Origin of the sequence: Agrobacterium sp. DSM 25558 (genome assembly GCF_900100825.1) — a bacterium.
Classification (GTDB): Bacteria; Pseudomonadota; Alphaproteobacteria; order Rhizobiales; family Rhizobiaceae; genus Agrobacterium.
Window position 1 is genome coordinate 165490 of record NZ_FMUD01000002.1, and the last position, 15703, is coordinate 181192.

At 57.7% G+C, this 15703-nt stretch carries 10 protein-coding genes, 1 tRNA gene and 1 pseudogene; 8 read left to right on the forward strand and 4 right to left on the reverse strand.

All coding sequences use genetic code 11. The features are described from left to right. Window positions 1-83 precede the first annotated feature (83 nt). A complete protein-coding gene (locus DSM25558_RS03275) occupies window positions 84-3716 on the reverse strand; it encodes an ATP-binding protein (RefSeq protein WP_077101753.1) in 3633 nt (1210 codons plus the stop codon). A gap of 399 nt (window positions 3717-4115) precedes the next feature. Here DSM25558_RS03275 and DSM25558_RS03285 point away from each other — a divergent pair. The 3 genes and pseudogenes from DSM25558_RS03285 to DSM25558_RS03295 all read left to right on the forward strand — a co-directional run bounded on the left by DSM25558_RS03285 (window position 4116) and on the right by DSM25558_RS03295 (window position 6648). Continuing rightward, window positions 4116-4192 (forward strand) — tRNA-His (locus tag DSM25558_RS03285). Window positions 4193-4379: 187 nt separating this feature from the next. Beyond that, a pseudogene (locus DSM25558_RS03290) lies at window positions 4380-5926 on the forward strand (Ppx/GppA phosphatase family protein). Beyond that, window positions 5923-6648, forward strand: a complete 726-nt coding sequence (locus tag DSM25558_RS03295; RefSeq protein ID WP_077101758.1) for an RlmE family RNA methyltransferase — start codon at window positions 5923-5925, stop codon at window positions 6646-6648. Before DSM25558_RS03290 ends, DSM25558_RS03295 begins: the two are co-directional and overlap by 4 nt. Before the next feature lie 48 nt (window positions 6649-6696). Here DSM25558_RS03295 and DSM25558_RS03300 read toward each other — a convergent pair whose 3' ends face one another. Continuing rightward, on the reverse strand, window positions 6697-8094 hold the full coding sequence (locus DSM25558_RS03300) for a DHA2 family efflux MFS transporter permease subunit (protein WP_077101760.1): 1398 nt from the start codon (window positions 8092-8094) through the stop codon (window positions 6697-6699). A 213-nt stretch (window positions 8095-8307) separates the two neighbouring features. Here DSM25558_RS03300 and DSM25558_RS03305 point away from each other — a divergent pair, with 213 nt between their 5' ends. The 4 genes from DSM25558_RS03305 to DSM25558_RS03320 all read left to right on the forward strand — a co-directional run bounded on the left by DSM25558_RS03305 (window position 8308) and on the right by DSM25558_RS03320 (window position 12456). Beyond that, the gene (locus DSM25558_RS03305) at window positions 8308-9291 is read left to right on the forward strand and encodes an MBL fold metallo-hydrolase (RefSeq protein ID WP_143240010.1); all 984 of its coding nucleotides are present in this window, start codon (window positions 8308-8310) and stop codon (window positions 9289-9291) included. A gap of 174 nt (window positions 9292-9465) precedes the next feature. Continuing rightward, entirely contained in the window at window positions 9466-10971 is a 1506-nt protein-coding gene (gene guaB / locus DSM25558_RS03310; RefSeq protein WP_077101761.1) for an IMP dehydrogenase, read from the forward strand. Window positions 10972-11060: 89 nt separating this feature from the next. After that, window positions 11061-11480 (forward strand): MAPEG family protein, encoded by a 420-nt coding sequence (locus DSM25558_RS03315; protein ID WP_143240006.1) that lies wholly within the window; start codon window positions 11061-11063, stop codon window positions 11478-11480. Between the two features lie 97 nt (window positions 11481-11577). Then, a complete protein-coding gene (locus DSM25558_RS03320; RefSeq protein WP_077101763.1) occupies window positions 11578-12456 on the forward strand; it encodes a dienelactone hydrolase family protein in 879 nt (292 codons plus the stop codon). A gap of 242 nt (window positions 12457-12698) precedes the next feature. Here DSM25558_RS03320 and DSM25558_RS03325 read toward each other — a convergent pair whose 3' ends face one another. Beyond that, window positions 12699-13649, reverse strand: a complete 951-nt coding sequence (locus DSM25558_RS03325; protein WP_077101765.1) for a LysR substrate-binding domain-containing protein — start codon at window positions 13647-13649, stop codon at window positions 12699-12701. A 191-nt stretch (window positions 13650-13840) separates the two neighbouring features. On the opposite strand from DSM25558_RS03325, the gene DSM25558_RS03330 reads away from it, so the two are divergent. Then, a complete protein-coding gene (locus DSM25558_RS03330) occupies window positions 13841-14122 on the forward strand; it encodes a DUF1127 domain-containing protein (RefSeq protein WP_077101767.1) in 282 nt (93 codons plus the stop codon). Window positions 14123-14230: 108 nt separating this feature from the next. Here DSM25558_RS03330 and DSM25558_RS03335 read toward each other — a convergent pair whose 3' ends face one another. Then, window positions 14231-15604, reverse strand: coding sequence for a glutamate--cysteine ligase (locus DSM25558_RS03335; protein ID WP_077101769.1), 1374 nt, complete (start codon window positions 15602-15604; stop codon window positions 14231-14233). Window positions 15605-15703 lie beyond the last annotated feature (99 nt).

Consider the following 15703-nt stretch of genomic DNA (forward strand, 5'->3'; position numbering starts at 1 on the left):
TCCGACATCGGTGGACCCGATGCCTAGACGTAAAATATCCGAGAGCGGTTGACGCTCTCGGATATTGCTAATCCCGGAAGTGCTTAGTTCGCAAGCACGCGCTGCGAGGGAAAGCTGATTTCCACCAGCGTTCCTTCGTTGGGAGCCGATGTTATGGAGAAATTGGCGCGGTTGGCATCGACCATCGCCTTGGTCAAAGGCAGGCCCAGGCCGGTGCCGTCACCACGGACCCGGTTGCTGGAGGAGGAGACCTGCCGGAAAGGCTTCATGGCCTGTTCCAGCTCCGAGCGGTTCATGCCGATGCCGGTATCACGAATGCGCAGCACGACACTGCCATTGGCCTCATAGGCCGTGGACACCACGATCTGTCCGCCCGATGGGGTGAACTTGATGGCGTTCGACAGAATATTGAGCATGATCTGCTTGATCGAACGCAAATCGGCAACGATCTGCGGCACGGATTGGGACAGCGCTGTGCGGACGATGACGCGCTGATTATTCGCCTGCGGCTGCACGATCGAAACGGCTTCCGCGATCGTATCGTTCAAGGCAACCGCCTTGAAGTCCACATCCATCTGCCCTGCTTCGATCTTCGAGATATCCAAGAGATCATTGACGATATCCAGAACGTGGCGACCGGAGCGGACGATGTCGTTGGAATATTCGATGTAACGCGAGTGTCCGATCGGTCCGAAACGTTCCGTCGCCATGATGTCGCCAAAGCCGATGATGGCATTGAGCGGCGTGCGAATTTCATGGCTGACGCGTGCCAGGAAATCCGTTTTGTGTGCATTTGCGGTTTCGGCGGCGCGCTTGGCGTTGCGCAAATCCTCTTCGGTGCGCTTCCACTGGGTGATGTCGCGGATGACGGCGCAATATCCATTCGAGGACTTCAGCTTGCCGATTGTCATGAACAGCGGCAGGAAACCGCCGGATGCTTCACGACCGATGACTTCGCGGCCATCGTTCAGAACGCTGGCGACGCCGTTATTGGCAAGCCCGGAGAGATAATCCAGCACCGCTCGTTGGCTTTCATGGGCAAACAGCGTGACAAAGGGTTTTGAAGATATTTCGTCATTGTCATAATTGAAAAGCGCGCTGGCGGATCGGTTCAATGAGCGAATGGTACCGTCTTCGCCCAGCAGAACGACACCATCCGTCGCCGTTTCGAGAATGGAATGCAGTTCCTCGACCTGACCTTTAAGGCCGGTCAGTTCCCTGTCCGTTTCAGTCTCGACCGCGTCGACATGCATATTTTCATTGGCGGCCAGATGGCTTGTGCTTTTTTCCTCGGTCGGGATAAGCGACAGCATCAGTACGCTTGTCTCGTCCCAACGAACCGATTGCAGCCTTGCCTTGACGGGGATGAGGTCGTTGTCGGCGCTGACGGCAACCATGCCGCCGGACCGCTCTGAAACTGAGTCGAGCTCGTCACGTTGCAGCAGTGCGTCGAGGCCGCCCACTTCGACCAGTTCGTCCACCGTTGCGTAACCCGTCAATCGGAGGAATTCCGGGTTGGCATGGATCAGCCTATCTCCACTGTGGATCAGAAGTGCAATCGGCATCTGGTCCACGGTTTCTGCGTTCAAGGCAGCGTGTGGACGAAGAGGTGCATCGGGACCTGCTTCGACGGAGTTCTCCGCATCAGCGATACGAACCGGATTTTGCGGAGCCACGAAGCTAACCGCCGTATCGCCGCGCGTATAATCGGCGAAGTCATCGTCATCCTGCGTTGTCGAAACAGCGGGTTCAGCTTCCAGTGAAACAGCGTCTTCAGACGGTGATACATCTTCTTCGGTGGGCACATCATTCAGCGGCGGGGCGATATCACCCGCCTCAAGCGTATCCGCTACATGCTCTTCATCCGTGATGACTGGCTTTAAGGTGCGTGCAATCTCATCGAAAGCGGCTTGCTCGGTGGCGCTCAGCTGGTCCCTGTTTTTGCTGCGACGCTCTTCGAGCTGCACAACCTTATCGGAGTGACGCCTGCTTGGCGTCTCCGTGATTTTGAGAGCGGGCACTTCGCTCTCGGGTGGGACATAGGTGCGGGTATCGTCTTCTGGACGATCACCGTCAGCGACATTTTCGTTCACAGCTTCCGGGATGGAGGATGACGAAATCTCTGTCTCTTCGTCTGGATCCGGTAGCGAAAACAGCGTGTCCTCATCGACATGTGTTTCTTCTGCCGTCTCGGATTGTGACGGTGCAGAAGGTTGCGCTTCGCCGGTCAGCGATAGGCCGACAGCGTTTGGATCTTCCACCGCATCGGCAATGCGCACAATACCGAAGCCACGGAAACCATCGAATTCACGGGCACGTGTGTATGTCGGCAAGGCTGCAAGATCGATCGGAACGGTAAGCGACGTACCTTCCACCGGCCAATGAATGGTCTTGCCGGACCACGTATCGCGCTTGTTCAGAAGTTCGGTGATCTTGCCATCCGGGTCCAGGCTGAACAGGGCCGCAAGGTCGGTAAAGCTCATGCCTTCAACATTGGCAGCTTTTGGCCCTACCGCTTCGGCAAATTCATGAGAAATGGAGCTGAAGCGGCCAGCAGCATCGATTTTCCAGACGAAACGAGAAGCACGTCGATGCGGATCGAAAACAAAGGGCTTGTCTTCTCCGGCAGGTATGGTCGCCTGCTCAACCTGCTCAACCTGCTCAACCTGCTCAACCTGCTCAACCTGCTCAACCTGCTCAACCTGCTCAACCTCAATGGCTGAATGCTGTTCGATCAATGGAAGCTCAGGTTCTATCTCGGCTTGCTGCGGCTGTGGCTCATCAAGGAAGATCTCGTCCTGATCATCCGCTGGAACCGGCTCGTTGTCCTCTTCAGGCTGAACGTCCGCCGTGGTGGTGGTTTCAGCAACGATGTCGGTATCTTCGTTCGCGTCCTGCGGCTCTGGAATCTCTTCTATATCAGCAATCGCCTCCAGCACGGGGGCGAACTCTTGACGTTCCGTTTCTACATGATCGTCTTCTTCGACCACAACGGGCTGGCTAACCTCTGCCTTCGCTTGGGTAAACTCGGCGGATGGATCGAGAGTGCCGATGACGGTTTCGACGACAAAAAGCAGGTTCAGTTCCGGATCTTGCGATAGTTGTCCGGCTGCGGCGGGAAGATAGCCTTTGCCAGCAGGCACAGGTCTTTTCACCAGCTTGCCCGGCTGGCCGGATGCCATCGAAATCAATGTGCGGGTCGTGACCGGAGTTATGCCGAGACCAGCGAAACCCTGGGACGCCACCAAAATCTTGCTGTCGGCATCCAGCACCGCCATGTGAATGTCGGGATCGTCGAACCCCTCGATCATCCGGCGTGCGCGCTCTTGCAGCGAGGGGGTTCTCTGGTCGATGGGTGCGGTAAACAAAATGGCTGGCTGGCCCGGCTCGGCTTCGATGATTTCGGCGGTTGCGACAACCGAAACGCTTTTGAAGCCTGAGTGAATGCGGATCGTAAACTGCGCGCTGTCGCCTGTCGTCTTCAGCCGAGCGACGGTTGCTGAAAGCTGGCGGAAGGTCACATCCTGCTGTTTCGGCCCGCGCTCCAGAAAATCATAGATCATCGGGGTGCCGAACAAAGCCGCACCGCGACCATTTGCCCAGAGTGCGCTTTGAAGGTCCATCGAGAACAGCGCCATGGCTTCGCCGCGACCGAAATGATCTCGAACACGCTCATGTACTGCAATGTCTATAAACGGATATTGAACGGCGGGCATGTGGGGACCTATTCTGGGCACGACCTGACCTCAAACAACCGCAAGACCTCATCATGAGGTACCATACAGCCTGCATCGGCTCGATGTTAACAGAATCTTAAATAACTTCACAGGGCGGATTGGTCCATCATCTGCGGCGGGAATTGCCAATTACAGTTAATTTACCAAACGCCTGGACAAGATATGCACATCACCCGAAATGTGGGTTGGCCAGCCATTTTTTGCAATCGACAATGTCTCGGTATTCACCTCAATCCAAAGACTTTTTGCCAGCCGCTGGCCGACCGTGAAAACCCGCTTGCTTTCCAAAGCTTTTTTCGCAAAAATTGCCGAAGGACTTGCAAAACGGAAAAACTCCCCGTATGTGAGCCCCCGTGACGCCGACGCGGCGTTTGATGTGCGGTTGTAGCTCAGTTGGTTAGAGCGCAGGTTTGTGGATCCTGAGGTCGCTGGTTCGATTCCAGCCAACCGTACCATTTCTCCACTTCATCTATAGTCTTATCCTCGCCTTATCCCTGTTGCGATTGATATCGTTGGGCGTCTGATATCTCCCGCATTTTTGCCCTGCAAAAACTGGTTGGCTAAAATGATGGGCGCTGATATGCTGGGCGCAACGTAACTTATGGACGCCAGCAGCATTGCTTTCAGCTTTCGCGCGGCGGAATGGATAAAACAGTGACAGACCCCGGCAACGGCACAACGCCGTCGGAATCAGGGGCGTCGGCGGTGGAAAAAGGGGATGCGAAGCGTTCCCGTCGTGGCAAAAGCAGGCGTAACGGGAAGCCCCGAAACGTTGCTGCTCCGTCACAGCTACGCAATGCCGATTCCCCACCGGATTCCTCATCCAATGGCCATGTCGAGCCAGATGCGGAGCCGCGAAAGCGCAAGCGCCGCAGGCGTTCGCGCGGGCAGGGCGGTGGACAGGCGACACCTGCTGTCACTGCAAAGGTCGAACAGGGACCGCAGACCCCTTCATCTCAAGGTAAGCGTAGTTCCCGTGGCGGGAAGCGCAATCACCGTGGCCCGCAAGGCAGACCGCTTGTACCGACGCATGCGCCCAAGCCGGCCGCACGGCAAAACGGCGTGGCCTCGCCCACTCATACGGTTTTGTCGGAAGATCAGCGCGGTCATGTTCATTCCCGTCCGCAGGGCTCTCATCGGGACGGCGGGTTTGATGGCAGCGCGGACATGTATGCCGCGCTCGATCTCGGCACCAACAATTGCCGCCTGCTGATTGCGCAGCCGACACGACCCGGACAGTTCCGCGTCGTGGATGCTTTTTCGCGCATCGTGCGGCTTGGGGAAGGGCTGGTATCCACCGGTCGCCTGTCCGATGATGCCATGGACCGTGCCGTCGAGGCCTTGCGTGTCTGCGCATCGAAACTGTCAGGACGTTCCATTCGTCGCATGCGGTTGATTGCAACCGAAGCCTGCCGCGCGGCAGTCAATGGCGAAGAATTTCTGGAGCGCGTCACCCGAGAAACAGGCCTTCAACTGGAAATCATCAGCCGTGAGACGGAAGCCCGTTTGGCTGTGTCCGGCTGTGCATCGCTTGTCGGTCGCGAAGCGCGTTCCGTCGTGCTGTTTGATATTGGCGGTGGCTCTTCGGAGATCGCTGTCATTCATGTCGGAGAAAATCGCTCCAACCGGCTTGCCAACCATATCACGCATTGGACGTCACTGCCGGTCGGTGTCGTGACCCTGTCAGAGCGGCACGGCGGACGAGACGTAACACCCGAAGTCTTTGCGGCTATGGTTGGCGAGGTCGAGGGACTGCTGGATGGCTTCCATTGCCCACCTCTCGGTGAGGTCGCGCACGAGGATTTCCACCTGATCGGAACCTCGGGAACCGTCACCACGCTTGCAGGTGTGCATCTCGATCTGCCACGGTATGATCGCCGCAAGGTCGATGGCCTGTGGTTATCGGATGATGAAGTGACGGCCATGCAGGACAAGTTGCTGGCCTGGGATTTCGCCGGCCGTGCCGCCAACGCCTGCATCGGCCCGGATCGTGCGGATCTGGTATTGGCTGGCTGCGCCATTCTCGAGGCCATTCGCAAGCGCTGGCCTTCAAGGCGCATGCGGGTTGCCGACAGGGGGCTTCGCGAGGGGCTTTTGACGGATATGATGGCAGATGATGGCGCATGGCGTCGCACACGAATTCGCCGCGCACAGATGCAAGGCAAACCGGAACGGAAAGTTTGATATGACCAAGGCGCCCATTAGTACCAATCGTACCGGACGCAAGATCGGCCAGAAGGTGAAGAAGGCGAAGTTGAAGCCGTCTTCGCGCCGCTGGATCGAGCGTCACATCAACGACCCCTATGTGCAGCGCGCAAAGCTCGAGGGCTACCGTGCCCGCGCGGCGTTCAAGCTGCTGGAAATCAACGATAAGCACCAGATTTTGAAGGATGCGCGCCGCATCATTGATTTGGGTGCCGCACCAGGAAGCTGGTCGCAGATTGCCGCCAAGGTTACGGATTCGACCGAAGACGATATCCGCGTCGCCGCCATCGACTTCCTCGAGCTTGACCCGATTCCCGGCGTCAAGATCCTGCATCTCGACTTCCTCGATCCGAGTGCACCTGACCTTCTGATCGAATCTGTCGGTGGCACACCGGATCTGGTTTTGTCGGATATGGCAGCACCGACGACCGGTCACCAGAAGACCGACCATATTCGCACCATGCATCTTTGCGAAGTGGCGGCGGATTTTGCCGTGCAGGTGCTGGCTGAAGGCGGTCACTTCCTGGCCAAGACCTTCCAGGGCGGCACGGAAAAAACACTGCTGGATATGCTGAAACAGAACTTCAAGCAGGTCATCCACATCAAGCCAGCGTCGTCACGCTCAGAGTCGGTGGAAATGTTCCTGCTGGCCAAGCACTTCAAAGGCCGCAAGCCTGTTGAACCGGTTGCTCAAGACGACGAATAGAGTGAGTGAAGTAGAATAGAACTTTGTGCGGAATGCTGCGCAACGGTTCTATTCCGCCGGTTGCGAAGCTTTTCCACGGTGGCCGGAAACCGCTGCTCCAGCACTTCGGTCCATGGCAATCAGCGGCAGAATGGCGATAAGCGAAATCACTGCCACGACCGTAAAGGCCGTGTGGAAATCGGACAGCTGCAAATGCGCCCCGGACATGTAGCTGCTGACTTCGAGGATGGTGGCGGCAAAAGCCACACCCAGCGCCAGGCTGATCTGTTGTAGCACTGACGCCATCGACGTCGCCTGGCTGGCTTGCGAGTCTTCAATGTCAGAATAACCGAGCGCATTGGTGCCGGTGAAAAAGAACGACCGGGCAAAGCCTGCCGTCACCAGGAATATCATGATCAGCGGATAAGGCGTATTTGGCGTGAAGAACGCGTTGGCCGCCGTGGTGCACGCACCGACGATGCCAGCGCCGATCAATATGCTTCTAAAACCGGTCGCCGCAAAAACCCGCCGCGCCATGAACTTGGTGGTGATCGCGCCGATCGCGCCGGCAAAGGTGATCATGCCGGATTGGAACGGGTTCAACCCAAAGCCGATTTGCAACATCAACGGCATGAGGAAGGGAATGGCACCCGTTGAAACACGGAAGATCGTGCCGCTGATCGATGCTGCCCTGAAGGTCGCATTGCGGAAAATCTTGAAGTCGAGGATCGGTGCCGGGTGGCGTTTTGCATGGTGCCAGTACCAGAAGCCGCAGATGAAGCCGACGATGGTTGCTGCGATGCCGACAATGGGTGGCAGAGCGGGAAGGCTGACCACCGAAACGCCAAAAACAACGCCCGATGCGGCGATGCCTGACAGGATGAAGCCTTTCGTATCCATCGGCGGCGGATTGGTGGTCTCGATCTCCGGCAGAAAGATCGTCGCCAGCCATATGCCGATAACGCCGATCGGCACATTGATGAGGAAGATCCAGTGCCATGAGAAATAGGTGGTGATGAAGCCACCGATGGGAGGGCCGGTCAGCGGTCCCACTAGGCCCGGAATCGTCAAGAGCGCCATGGCGGAGACGAGCTCGGTGCGCTTGGTGGTGCGCAGCAGAACAAGTCTGCCCACTGGTGTCATCATCGCGCCGCCCATGCCTTGCAGGAAGCGGGAGATGACGAATTCGACCACGGACGACGACACCGCGCAGCAGATAGAGCCGATAACGAAAATGGCGATGGCAATGCGGAAAATTTTCTTTGCGCCGAACTTATCCGCCATCCAGCCACTGATGGGAATGAAGATCGCTAGCGCCACCATGTAGGAGGTCAGTGCCAGCTTCAGGGTGATCGGCCCGACATTCAGGTCAGCGGCAATTGCCGGCAGGGATGTTGCGATGACGGTCGAATCCATCTGCTCCATGAAAAGGGCGACGGCGAGTATCAGCGGAATGATGCGGTTCATGGGGTGATTGCGGCAGGCCGCATCCTGAGAAAGTCGTTAAATCCTACCTACGCCCCTGCGCGCGGTTTGCCAACTAAACATTCTGCAACATTACGCTTTCCATCACGTCTGTGTGAAATTGGTTTTTCTACACATTCTCGGCACTTTACCGATGATACTGCGTTGGGGTGTAGGACAATAATGCTGGAGGATTTCATGAGCAGTTTTTTAAAGATGAATAGGCGCAGTTTGTTTGCCGCTGCGGGTATGGGGGCCATTGCCGCGCCCTTCGTGCTGCGCGGCACCGCGTTCGCACAGTCAACCCAGCCACAAACATCCATGAAGGTCGATCACGCCATGCCACCAGAAACAAACCGCTTCAAACTTGGAAAATTCGAGGTTCTGGTCGTCAAGGACGGCGCACGACCATCCGGCAAGCCGAATGAAACGTTCGGCCTGAACCAGAGCGCCGAGACGGTCGGTGAATTGCTGGACAAGAATTTCCTGCCCAAAGACCAGTTCGTCAACAGCTTCTCGCCCGTGCTGATCAACACCGGGTCCGATCTCGTCCTGTTCGATACGGGCTTCGGCGAAAGCGGGCGCGAAGCCGGCAACGGTCGTCTGCTCGAAGGCCTCGCCGCCGCTGGCTACAAGCCGGAAGACGTGACCGTGGTCGTGCTCACACATATGCACGGCGACCACATCGGCGGCTTGATGGAAAAGGGCACTCCGGCATTTTCCAAGGCACGCTATGTCATGGGCCAGGTCGAGTATGATTTCTGGACTGATGCCAAGCGCGTTGGCACACCGGCTGAAGGCGGCCAGAAAGGCGTGCTTGCAAATGTGAAGCCGCTTGCCGAAAAGGCCACCTTCATTGGAGACGGCGCAACCGTCGTATCAGGCATTACCAGCGCTGCCGCATTCGGCCATTCTCCCGGCCATATGACATTCCATGTCGAATCGGAAGGAAAGCAGCTGGTTCTGACGGCCGATACCGCCAACCACTTCGTGCTGTCGCTTCAGCGCCCGGACTGGGAAGTGAAGTTCGACATGGACAAGGCTGCAGCCGCCGCCAGCCGCAAGAAGGTGTTCGACATGATCGCCACCGACCGCGTGGCCTTTCTCGGCTACCACATGCCGTTCCCGGCAGTTGGTTATGCCGAAAAGCAAAGTGAGGGTTATCGTTTCGTGCCGAAGTCGTACCAGTTCGACATCTGACACTGCTGCGTAGCTGCAACAACAAGACCCGGAACGTGTTTCCGGGTTTTTTCTATTCCCTTCCTGTCATGAACGTGTTACCAGCCCTCGCCAACTTCCAAGCAATCCTTTGCAGGGCCGCCGGTGGACTTTTCCTTCCGGGACGGCTTGCATTTTCAATACAGGAATTTGGCCATGGCACGTATTATACAAACTCCCACCGGTCTCGACGCTCTGACATTCGATGATGTGCTGCTTCAGCCCGGGCACTCCGAAGTCATGCCGGGCCAGACCAATATTGCGACACGCATTGCCCGCGACATCGAACTGAACCTGCCGATCCTGTCGTCTGCCATGGATACCGTGACCGAAGGTCGTCTCGCCATTGCCATGGCGCAGGCAGGTGGCATCGGCGTCATCCACCGCAATCTCTCCCCTGTGGAACAGGCCGAAGAGGTCCGTCAGGTCAAGAAGTTCGAGAGCGGCATGGTCGTCAACCCTGTGACCATTGGCCCGGATGCGACGCTTGCCGAAGCACAGGCGCTGATGAAGACCTACAGCATTTCCGGCATTCCGGTTGTCGAAAACGGCGGTTCCGGCGGTCATAAGTCTGGACGACTGGTGGGCATTCTCACCAACCGCGACGTGCGCTTCGCGTCTGACCCTGCCCAGAAAATCTATGAACTGATGACCCGCGAAAATCTTGTGACGGTCAAGGAAAGCAGCGTCGATCAGCAGGAAGCCCGCCGCCTTCTACATAAGCACCGCATCGAAAAACTGGTGGTTGTCGATGCTAGCGGAAATTGCGTCGGCCTTATCACCGTCAAGGACATCGAAAAGTCGCAGCTCAACCCCAACGCCACGAAGGATGCGCAGGGCCGTCTTCGTGCCGCTGCTGCCATCAGCGTCGGTGCAGATGCCATCGAACGTGCAGAGCGTCTGATCGCTGCCGGTGTCGATCTTCTGGTGGTGGACACCGCTCACGGTCACTCGCAGCGTGTTCTTGATGCCGTCACGCAGGTCAAGAAGATGTCGAACTCGGTTCGCATCATCGCTGGCAACGTCGCAACGGCTGATGGCACCAAGGCATTGATCGATGCCGGTGCGGACGCCGTGAAGGTCGGTATCGGCCCAGGTTCGATCTGCACCACGCGCATTGTGGCCGGCGTTGGCGTTCCGCAGCTTGCGGCCATCATGTCTGCCGTCGAGGCTGCCCGCGACGCCGATATTCCGGTCATCGCAGACGGTGGCATCAAGTTCTCCGGCGACTTCGCAAAGGCCATCGCTGCCGGTGCATCCGCCGTCATGATCGGCTCGCTGCTGGCTGGCACGGATGAAAGCCCGGGCGAAGTGTTCCTCTATCAGGGCCGTTCGTTCAAGGCCTATCGCGGCATGGGTTCGGTCGGTGCCATGGCACGCGGCTCGGCGGACCGCTACTTCCAGGCGGAAGTGCGCGACACGCTGAAGCTGGTTCCTGAAGGCATCGAAGGTCAGGTGCCTTACAAGGGCCCGGTGTCCGGCGTTCTCCACCAGCTCGCTGGCGGTCTGAAGGCTGCCATGGGTTATGTCGGTGGCGGCACGATCCCGGAATTCCAGGAGCGCGCCACCTTCGTTCGCATTTCTGGTGCGGGCCTGCGCGAAAGCCATGCCCATGACGTGACGATCACCCGCGAAAGCCCGAACTATCCCGGCGCGGTTTGATCTTTAAACCGCGCGATAATATGATGATGAAGACGCGCTCCCCGAACCGAACCGTTCGGGGAGCGTCTTGCTAAAAAGGATGCAAATAGATGTCACCGACGACCGCAATGTTCTGGCCCATGATCGCCCATGCCTTTCTGGTCTTTGGTCTCTATGTCCTGCTTTTCATTCGTCGGAAAAAGTTTACCTTCACGAATAAGGATGCGTTCAAACGCTTCCGCGATGAGGGCGAAGAGGCGCAGCAAAGCCTGCTGGTCAACAAGAACATCGCCAACCAGTTCGAAATGCCCATGCTGTTCCACGCAGTGTGTCTGCTTCTTTACATCACCGATGCGGACAACATCGCCACCATTATCCTCGCCTGGATATTCGTGGTTGGCCGTTATGCGCATTCCTATGTGCATGTGACCAGCAACAGGCTGCGTTACCGCGCCCCTGCCTTCGCCGTCAGTTTTGGAGCACTTGTGCTGATGTGGGGCTGGATGGTCGTCTGGCTGGCGTTCGAGTAATCGCGAAAAGTTGTTTCGTCGATCTCCGGTCGTCGCACCAATTGTGATGCTTTTCGGTTATGTATGATTTTCCAGCTATGTGTGATGGGAGCATACGATGACTGAAGGCCCGAAGATTTCGCAGGCGATGATCGATGCCTATGATGAATATACGCATTTAAGCCTCGACCGCCGCAAGTTCATGGAAAAGCTGACGTTGCTGGCAGGCTCCGGTGCTGCGGCTGCGGCCATTGCTCCTCTGCTGGCGGCCAGTGGCGCGCAAGCTGCCATCGTTCCTGAAACGGACGATCGTCTCGTCGCCGAGGATGTCACCTATCCCGGTGCAAACGGCGAGATGAGGGGCTATCTTGTCACACCCAAGGATGTGGCCAAACCATTGGGCTCCGTCATCGTCATTCACGAGAATCGCGGTCTCAACGCGCATATCCGTGATGTTGCCCGCCGTATGGCACTGGAAGGCTTCGTTGCCCTTGCTCCCGATTTTCTATCACCACAGGGCGGCACGCCATCTGACGAAGACAAGGCCCGCGAGATGTTCAGCGGTCTGGACATGAACGCCACTGTTGCCAATGCGGAAGCCACCCGTCTCTGGCTGACGAAGCGCGATGGCTCCAACGGCAAAGTGGGCGCTGTTGGCTTTTGCTGGGGCGGCGGCCTCGTCAACCGTTTCGCCACCAAGTCGCAAGGGTTAAATGCCGGTGTTGCCTATTACGGCGCGCAGCCGCCAGCTGAGGATGTTCCTGCCATCAAAGCACCGCTGATGCTTCACTATGGCGGTCTGGATGAGCGTATCAATGCTGGCATCGATGCTTACCGCAAAGCGTTGGAATCCAATGGCAAGACGTTTGAAATCTTCGTCTATGACGGCGTTAATCACGCGTTCAACAATGACACGTCGAGTGCGCGTTATGACAAGGCTGCGGCGGATCTTGCGTGGAGCCGAACAGTCGAGTTCTTCCGGAAGAATTTGGGGTGAACTTCCATCAGCCTTTGATGCTTTGGGCATGTAGGATGGATGGTTATTATCGCGCGGAGGGTGTGGCTACCCCCCTCTGTCCTGCCGACATCTCCCCCTCAAGGGGGGAGATCGGCAGCGCATGCTCCACCCATCCGAGCCTTAATGCGAGGGTTCAACGAGTCGATCTCCCCACCTGTGGGGGAGATGTCCGGCAGGACAGAGGGGGGGTAGCCACACCCTCCGCTTTCAGCTAAAATTGCCTACCATCCCGGTGCCAACTGCCCCGTGCGCACGCGCGCCAGTTTCGGAAACGCCTTGATATCATCGTCCAATTCATCTGGCGGGGATGCCAGAGAGATGTTGTCGAGGCAGGCGGTGATGTGATCGGTGATGGCGTTGATGAGAGATGGCGACAGGCCGGGGCGCTTCATCAGACCGATCTGTACCGGCGGAAGAGGCGGGAAGCCGTCTGCTGCTGTCAGCACCTTCATGCCAGTTCTGAGCGTCGATTCCGGCAGAACCGAAACGGCCATGCCGGCGAGAACGGCGGCGGCGATGACGGTTGACGACCAGCTTGTGAACAGAACCTGATAATCGCGGCCATCGGCATCGAGCGCCGAAGCGGCGAGTTGTCGCCATTGGCAATCCCGGCGTCCAACGGCCAGCGGTACGGGCACGTCATCGCGCAGCGGATGGTTGGCGGACGCTACCCAGCACAGCGGCTCGGTGCGCACGATATCTGACGCGCGGGCACGGGGATTGTGAGTGACGAGCGCGATATCCAGCTCTCCGCGCGCCATCTTTTCGGCAAGGCTGACCGAGGGTTCGCAGACGATGTAAAGCTCGACATTCGGATGCGTCTTGGCAAAACGACCGATGATCTCGGGCATGTAACGGTCCGCGTAGTCATCCGGCGTGCCGATGCGCAACGTGCCTTCCAGACGGTTGTCATCGAAGGCGGCGACAGCCTCGTTGTTGAGACGGATGATGCGTCGCGCATAATGCATCAGCTTTTCGCCCTCAGCCGTCAGCCTGTTGCCACGCCCGTCCTTGGCAAAAAGCTGCTTTCCCAGTCGCTCTTCCAGCCGCCGCATCTGCATGGAAACAGCCGATTGCGTTTTGAAGACGCGGTCTGCTGCCTTCGTGAAACTTCCGGCATCAACAATGGCGATGAAGGTGTGCAACTGGTCTATGTCGAGAGGTGCGGACATGAGCGGCCATCCATAAGAATGATTGATGGCTCACATTAGAAACATTCGTTGGACTGATCAATGGTCTTGCGACATTTTGACGCCAGAAGCAGCAAATAACCAATTGGTCATCCGAAGGTGACCAGACCAGCGGCCTTCACGCATGGGTGTGAAGGCAGTGCCTCATCGTGCCTAAATGAAGGGATTGTGTCATGCGCACGGCAGAACGGAAAATGGAACTGGGTTTGATCGCACCACGCGCCGCGTCTTTCGAGCAGGCGGCAGCAGGCGTGGGCAAAGGTTTCGTGACGTTTCTGCGCCGCATTGCCAACCGCATCGCCGCCAATCGCCTCGTGGAGATGGACGACCATCAGCTCGCCGATATCGGTCTGACCCGCAGTGATCTGAGGAGTGCGCTCGACACGGGGATCATGGAAGACCCCACGACCCGGCTTGCGCGCATTGCCAGAATGGCTGCGGCGAAAGCGTTGTAATTCAACGCAAGCCTTCAATCAGTTTCCCCGCAGGGTGATTTGCCAATAAGCCCTGCCTTTGCCCGGTGTCTGCCCTCGAGCTGCACCGGGCTTTTTTGTATCCGGCCCTCAGTATTGGTATTCGTCGAAAACCGGCAGAACCGACTGGCCCCAACGGCCATTGTAAAGTGCCAGCAAATCCTCGGCCAACGTCGCCTTCTTCGCCAGAACCTCATCCAAGGTCGTCAGGAAGACGCTTTCATCCTGCCCGTCATCGTTCAGGCGTTTGCGATTGCGCAGCCCTTCACGGGAAATAGAGACGGTCTCGCGGGCGATGTCGAGCAGATCATGGCCTGCGACCTTGGCCTTGAGACCCAGGGCGGGAACAGTGTCGCGCATGGCGATGACGTCCTCGACGGTCCAGTCCTTGGTCAATTCATCAGCAGCGGACAATGCGCTGTCGTCATAGAGAAGACCCACCCAGAAAGCGGGCAGCGCGCAGATACGGCGCCACGGACCGCCGTCCGCGCCGCGCATTTCCAGAAAGCGCTTCATGCGAACATCGGGGAACAGCGTGGACAAGTGGTTCGTCCAGTCGCCCAGATTGGGCTCCCATTCGGCGATCTGGCCCTTCAGCGCACCGTTCATGAATTGGCGGAAGGTGATGTCGGTGCAGTCGCGATATTTATCGTCACGAACGATGAAATACATCGGCGCATCCAGCGCCCACTCCACGTAATCCTTGAACCCGAAATCAGCTTCGAAGGTGAACGGCAACACGCCGGAGCGGCGGTTGTCGGTATCGCGCCAGATATCGCCGCGCCAGGACAGCAGCCCGTTCGGCTTGCCCTCGGTAAAGGGCGAAGACGCAAACAGCGCCGTTGCCAGCGATTGCAGCTTCATCGAGACGCGCATCTTGCGGCGCATGTCGTCTTCCGAGGAAAAGTCGAGATTAACCTGGATCGTGCAGGTACGGTACATCATGTCCAGCCCCTGTGTGCCGACCTTTGGCATGTAGCGGGTCATGATCGCATAGCGCGACTTCGGCATCTGCGGTGTTTCTTCGTACGTCCACAGCGGGCTGCCGCCTATGCCAAGGAAGCGAATGCCCATGGGCTCGGCCACCTCGCGCACAGTCGCCAGATGCCGGTTGGATTCCTTGCAGGTCTCATGCAGGTTTTCCAGCGGCGCACCGGAAAGTTCGAACTGTCCGCCGGGCTCGATGGAGATGGCGCCCATGCCGCTCTGTTCGCTGAGGCCGATGATGTTGCCCTCATCGATGATCGGTTCCCAACCGAGTTTCTCCTGCATGCCTTTCAGCAGAGCAGAAATGCTGGCATCGCCAAAATAAGGGACTGGCGTGTTGTCTTCGCGAAAGAAGGCGAACTTCTCGTGCTCGGTGCCAATGCGGAATTTCTCAACGGGTTTGCAGCCGCCCGCCAGATAGTCGGTCAAATCCTGTACGGAGGAAATGGGTGTCTGGTCGGTCGTGTCGCGGGCCATGGAGTTACCTTATGGTCGATGTTTGGCTTTTAGGCTTGTTGAATTCGCTGATAGGGTGCGGCACTGGCTTACGCAAATGAATTTCTTTCAAGCATGGCC

Excerpts from the sequence above, each read along its gene's own strand:
- DSM25558_RS03305 (WP_143240010.1), top strand. The coding sequence starts at position 8,308 with ATGAATAGGCGCAGTTTGTTTGCCGCTGCGGGTATGGGGGCCATTGCC.
- DSM25558_RS03325 (WP_077101765.1), bottom strand. The coding sequence starts at position 13,649 with ATGTCCGCACCTCTCGACATAGACCAGTTGCACACCTTCATCGCCATT.
- DSM25558_RS03315 (WP_143240006.1), top strand. The coding sequence starts at position 11,061 with ATGTCACCGACGACCGCAATGTTCTGGCCCATGATCGCCCATGCCTTT.
- guaB (WP_077101761.1), top strand. The coding sequence starts at position 9,466 with ATGGCACGTATTATACAAACTCCCACCGGTCTCGACGCTCTGACATTC.
- DSM25558_RS03335 (WP_077101769.1), bottom strand. The coding sequence starts at position 15,604 with ATGGCCCGCGACACGACCGACCAGACACCCATTTCCTCCGTACAGGAT.
- DSM25558_RS03275 (WP_077101753.1), bottom strand. The coding sequence starts at position 3,716 with ATGCCCGCCGTTCAATATCCGTTTATAGACATTGCAGTACATGAGCGT.
- DSM25558_RS03330 (WP_077101767.1), top strand. The coding sequence starts at position 13,841 with ATGCGCACGGCAGAACGGAAAATGGAACTGGGTTTGATCGCACCACGC.
- DSM25558_RS03295 (WP_077101758.1), top strand. The coding sequence starts at position 5,923 with ATGACCAAGGCGCCCATTAGTACCAATCGTACCGGACGCAAGATCGGC.
- DSM25558_RS03300 (WP_077101760.1), bottom strand. The coding sequence starts at position 8,094 with ATGAACCGCATCATTCCGCTGATACTCGCCGTCGCCCTTTTCATGGAG.
- DSM25558_RS03320 (WP_077101763.1), top strand. The coding sequence starts at position 11,578 with ATGACTGAAGGCCCGAAGATTTCGCAGGCGATGATCGATGCCTATGAT.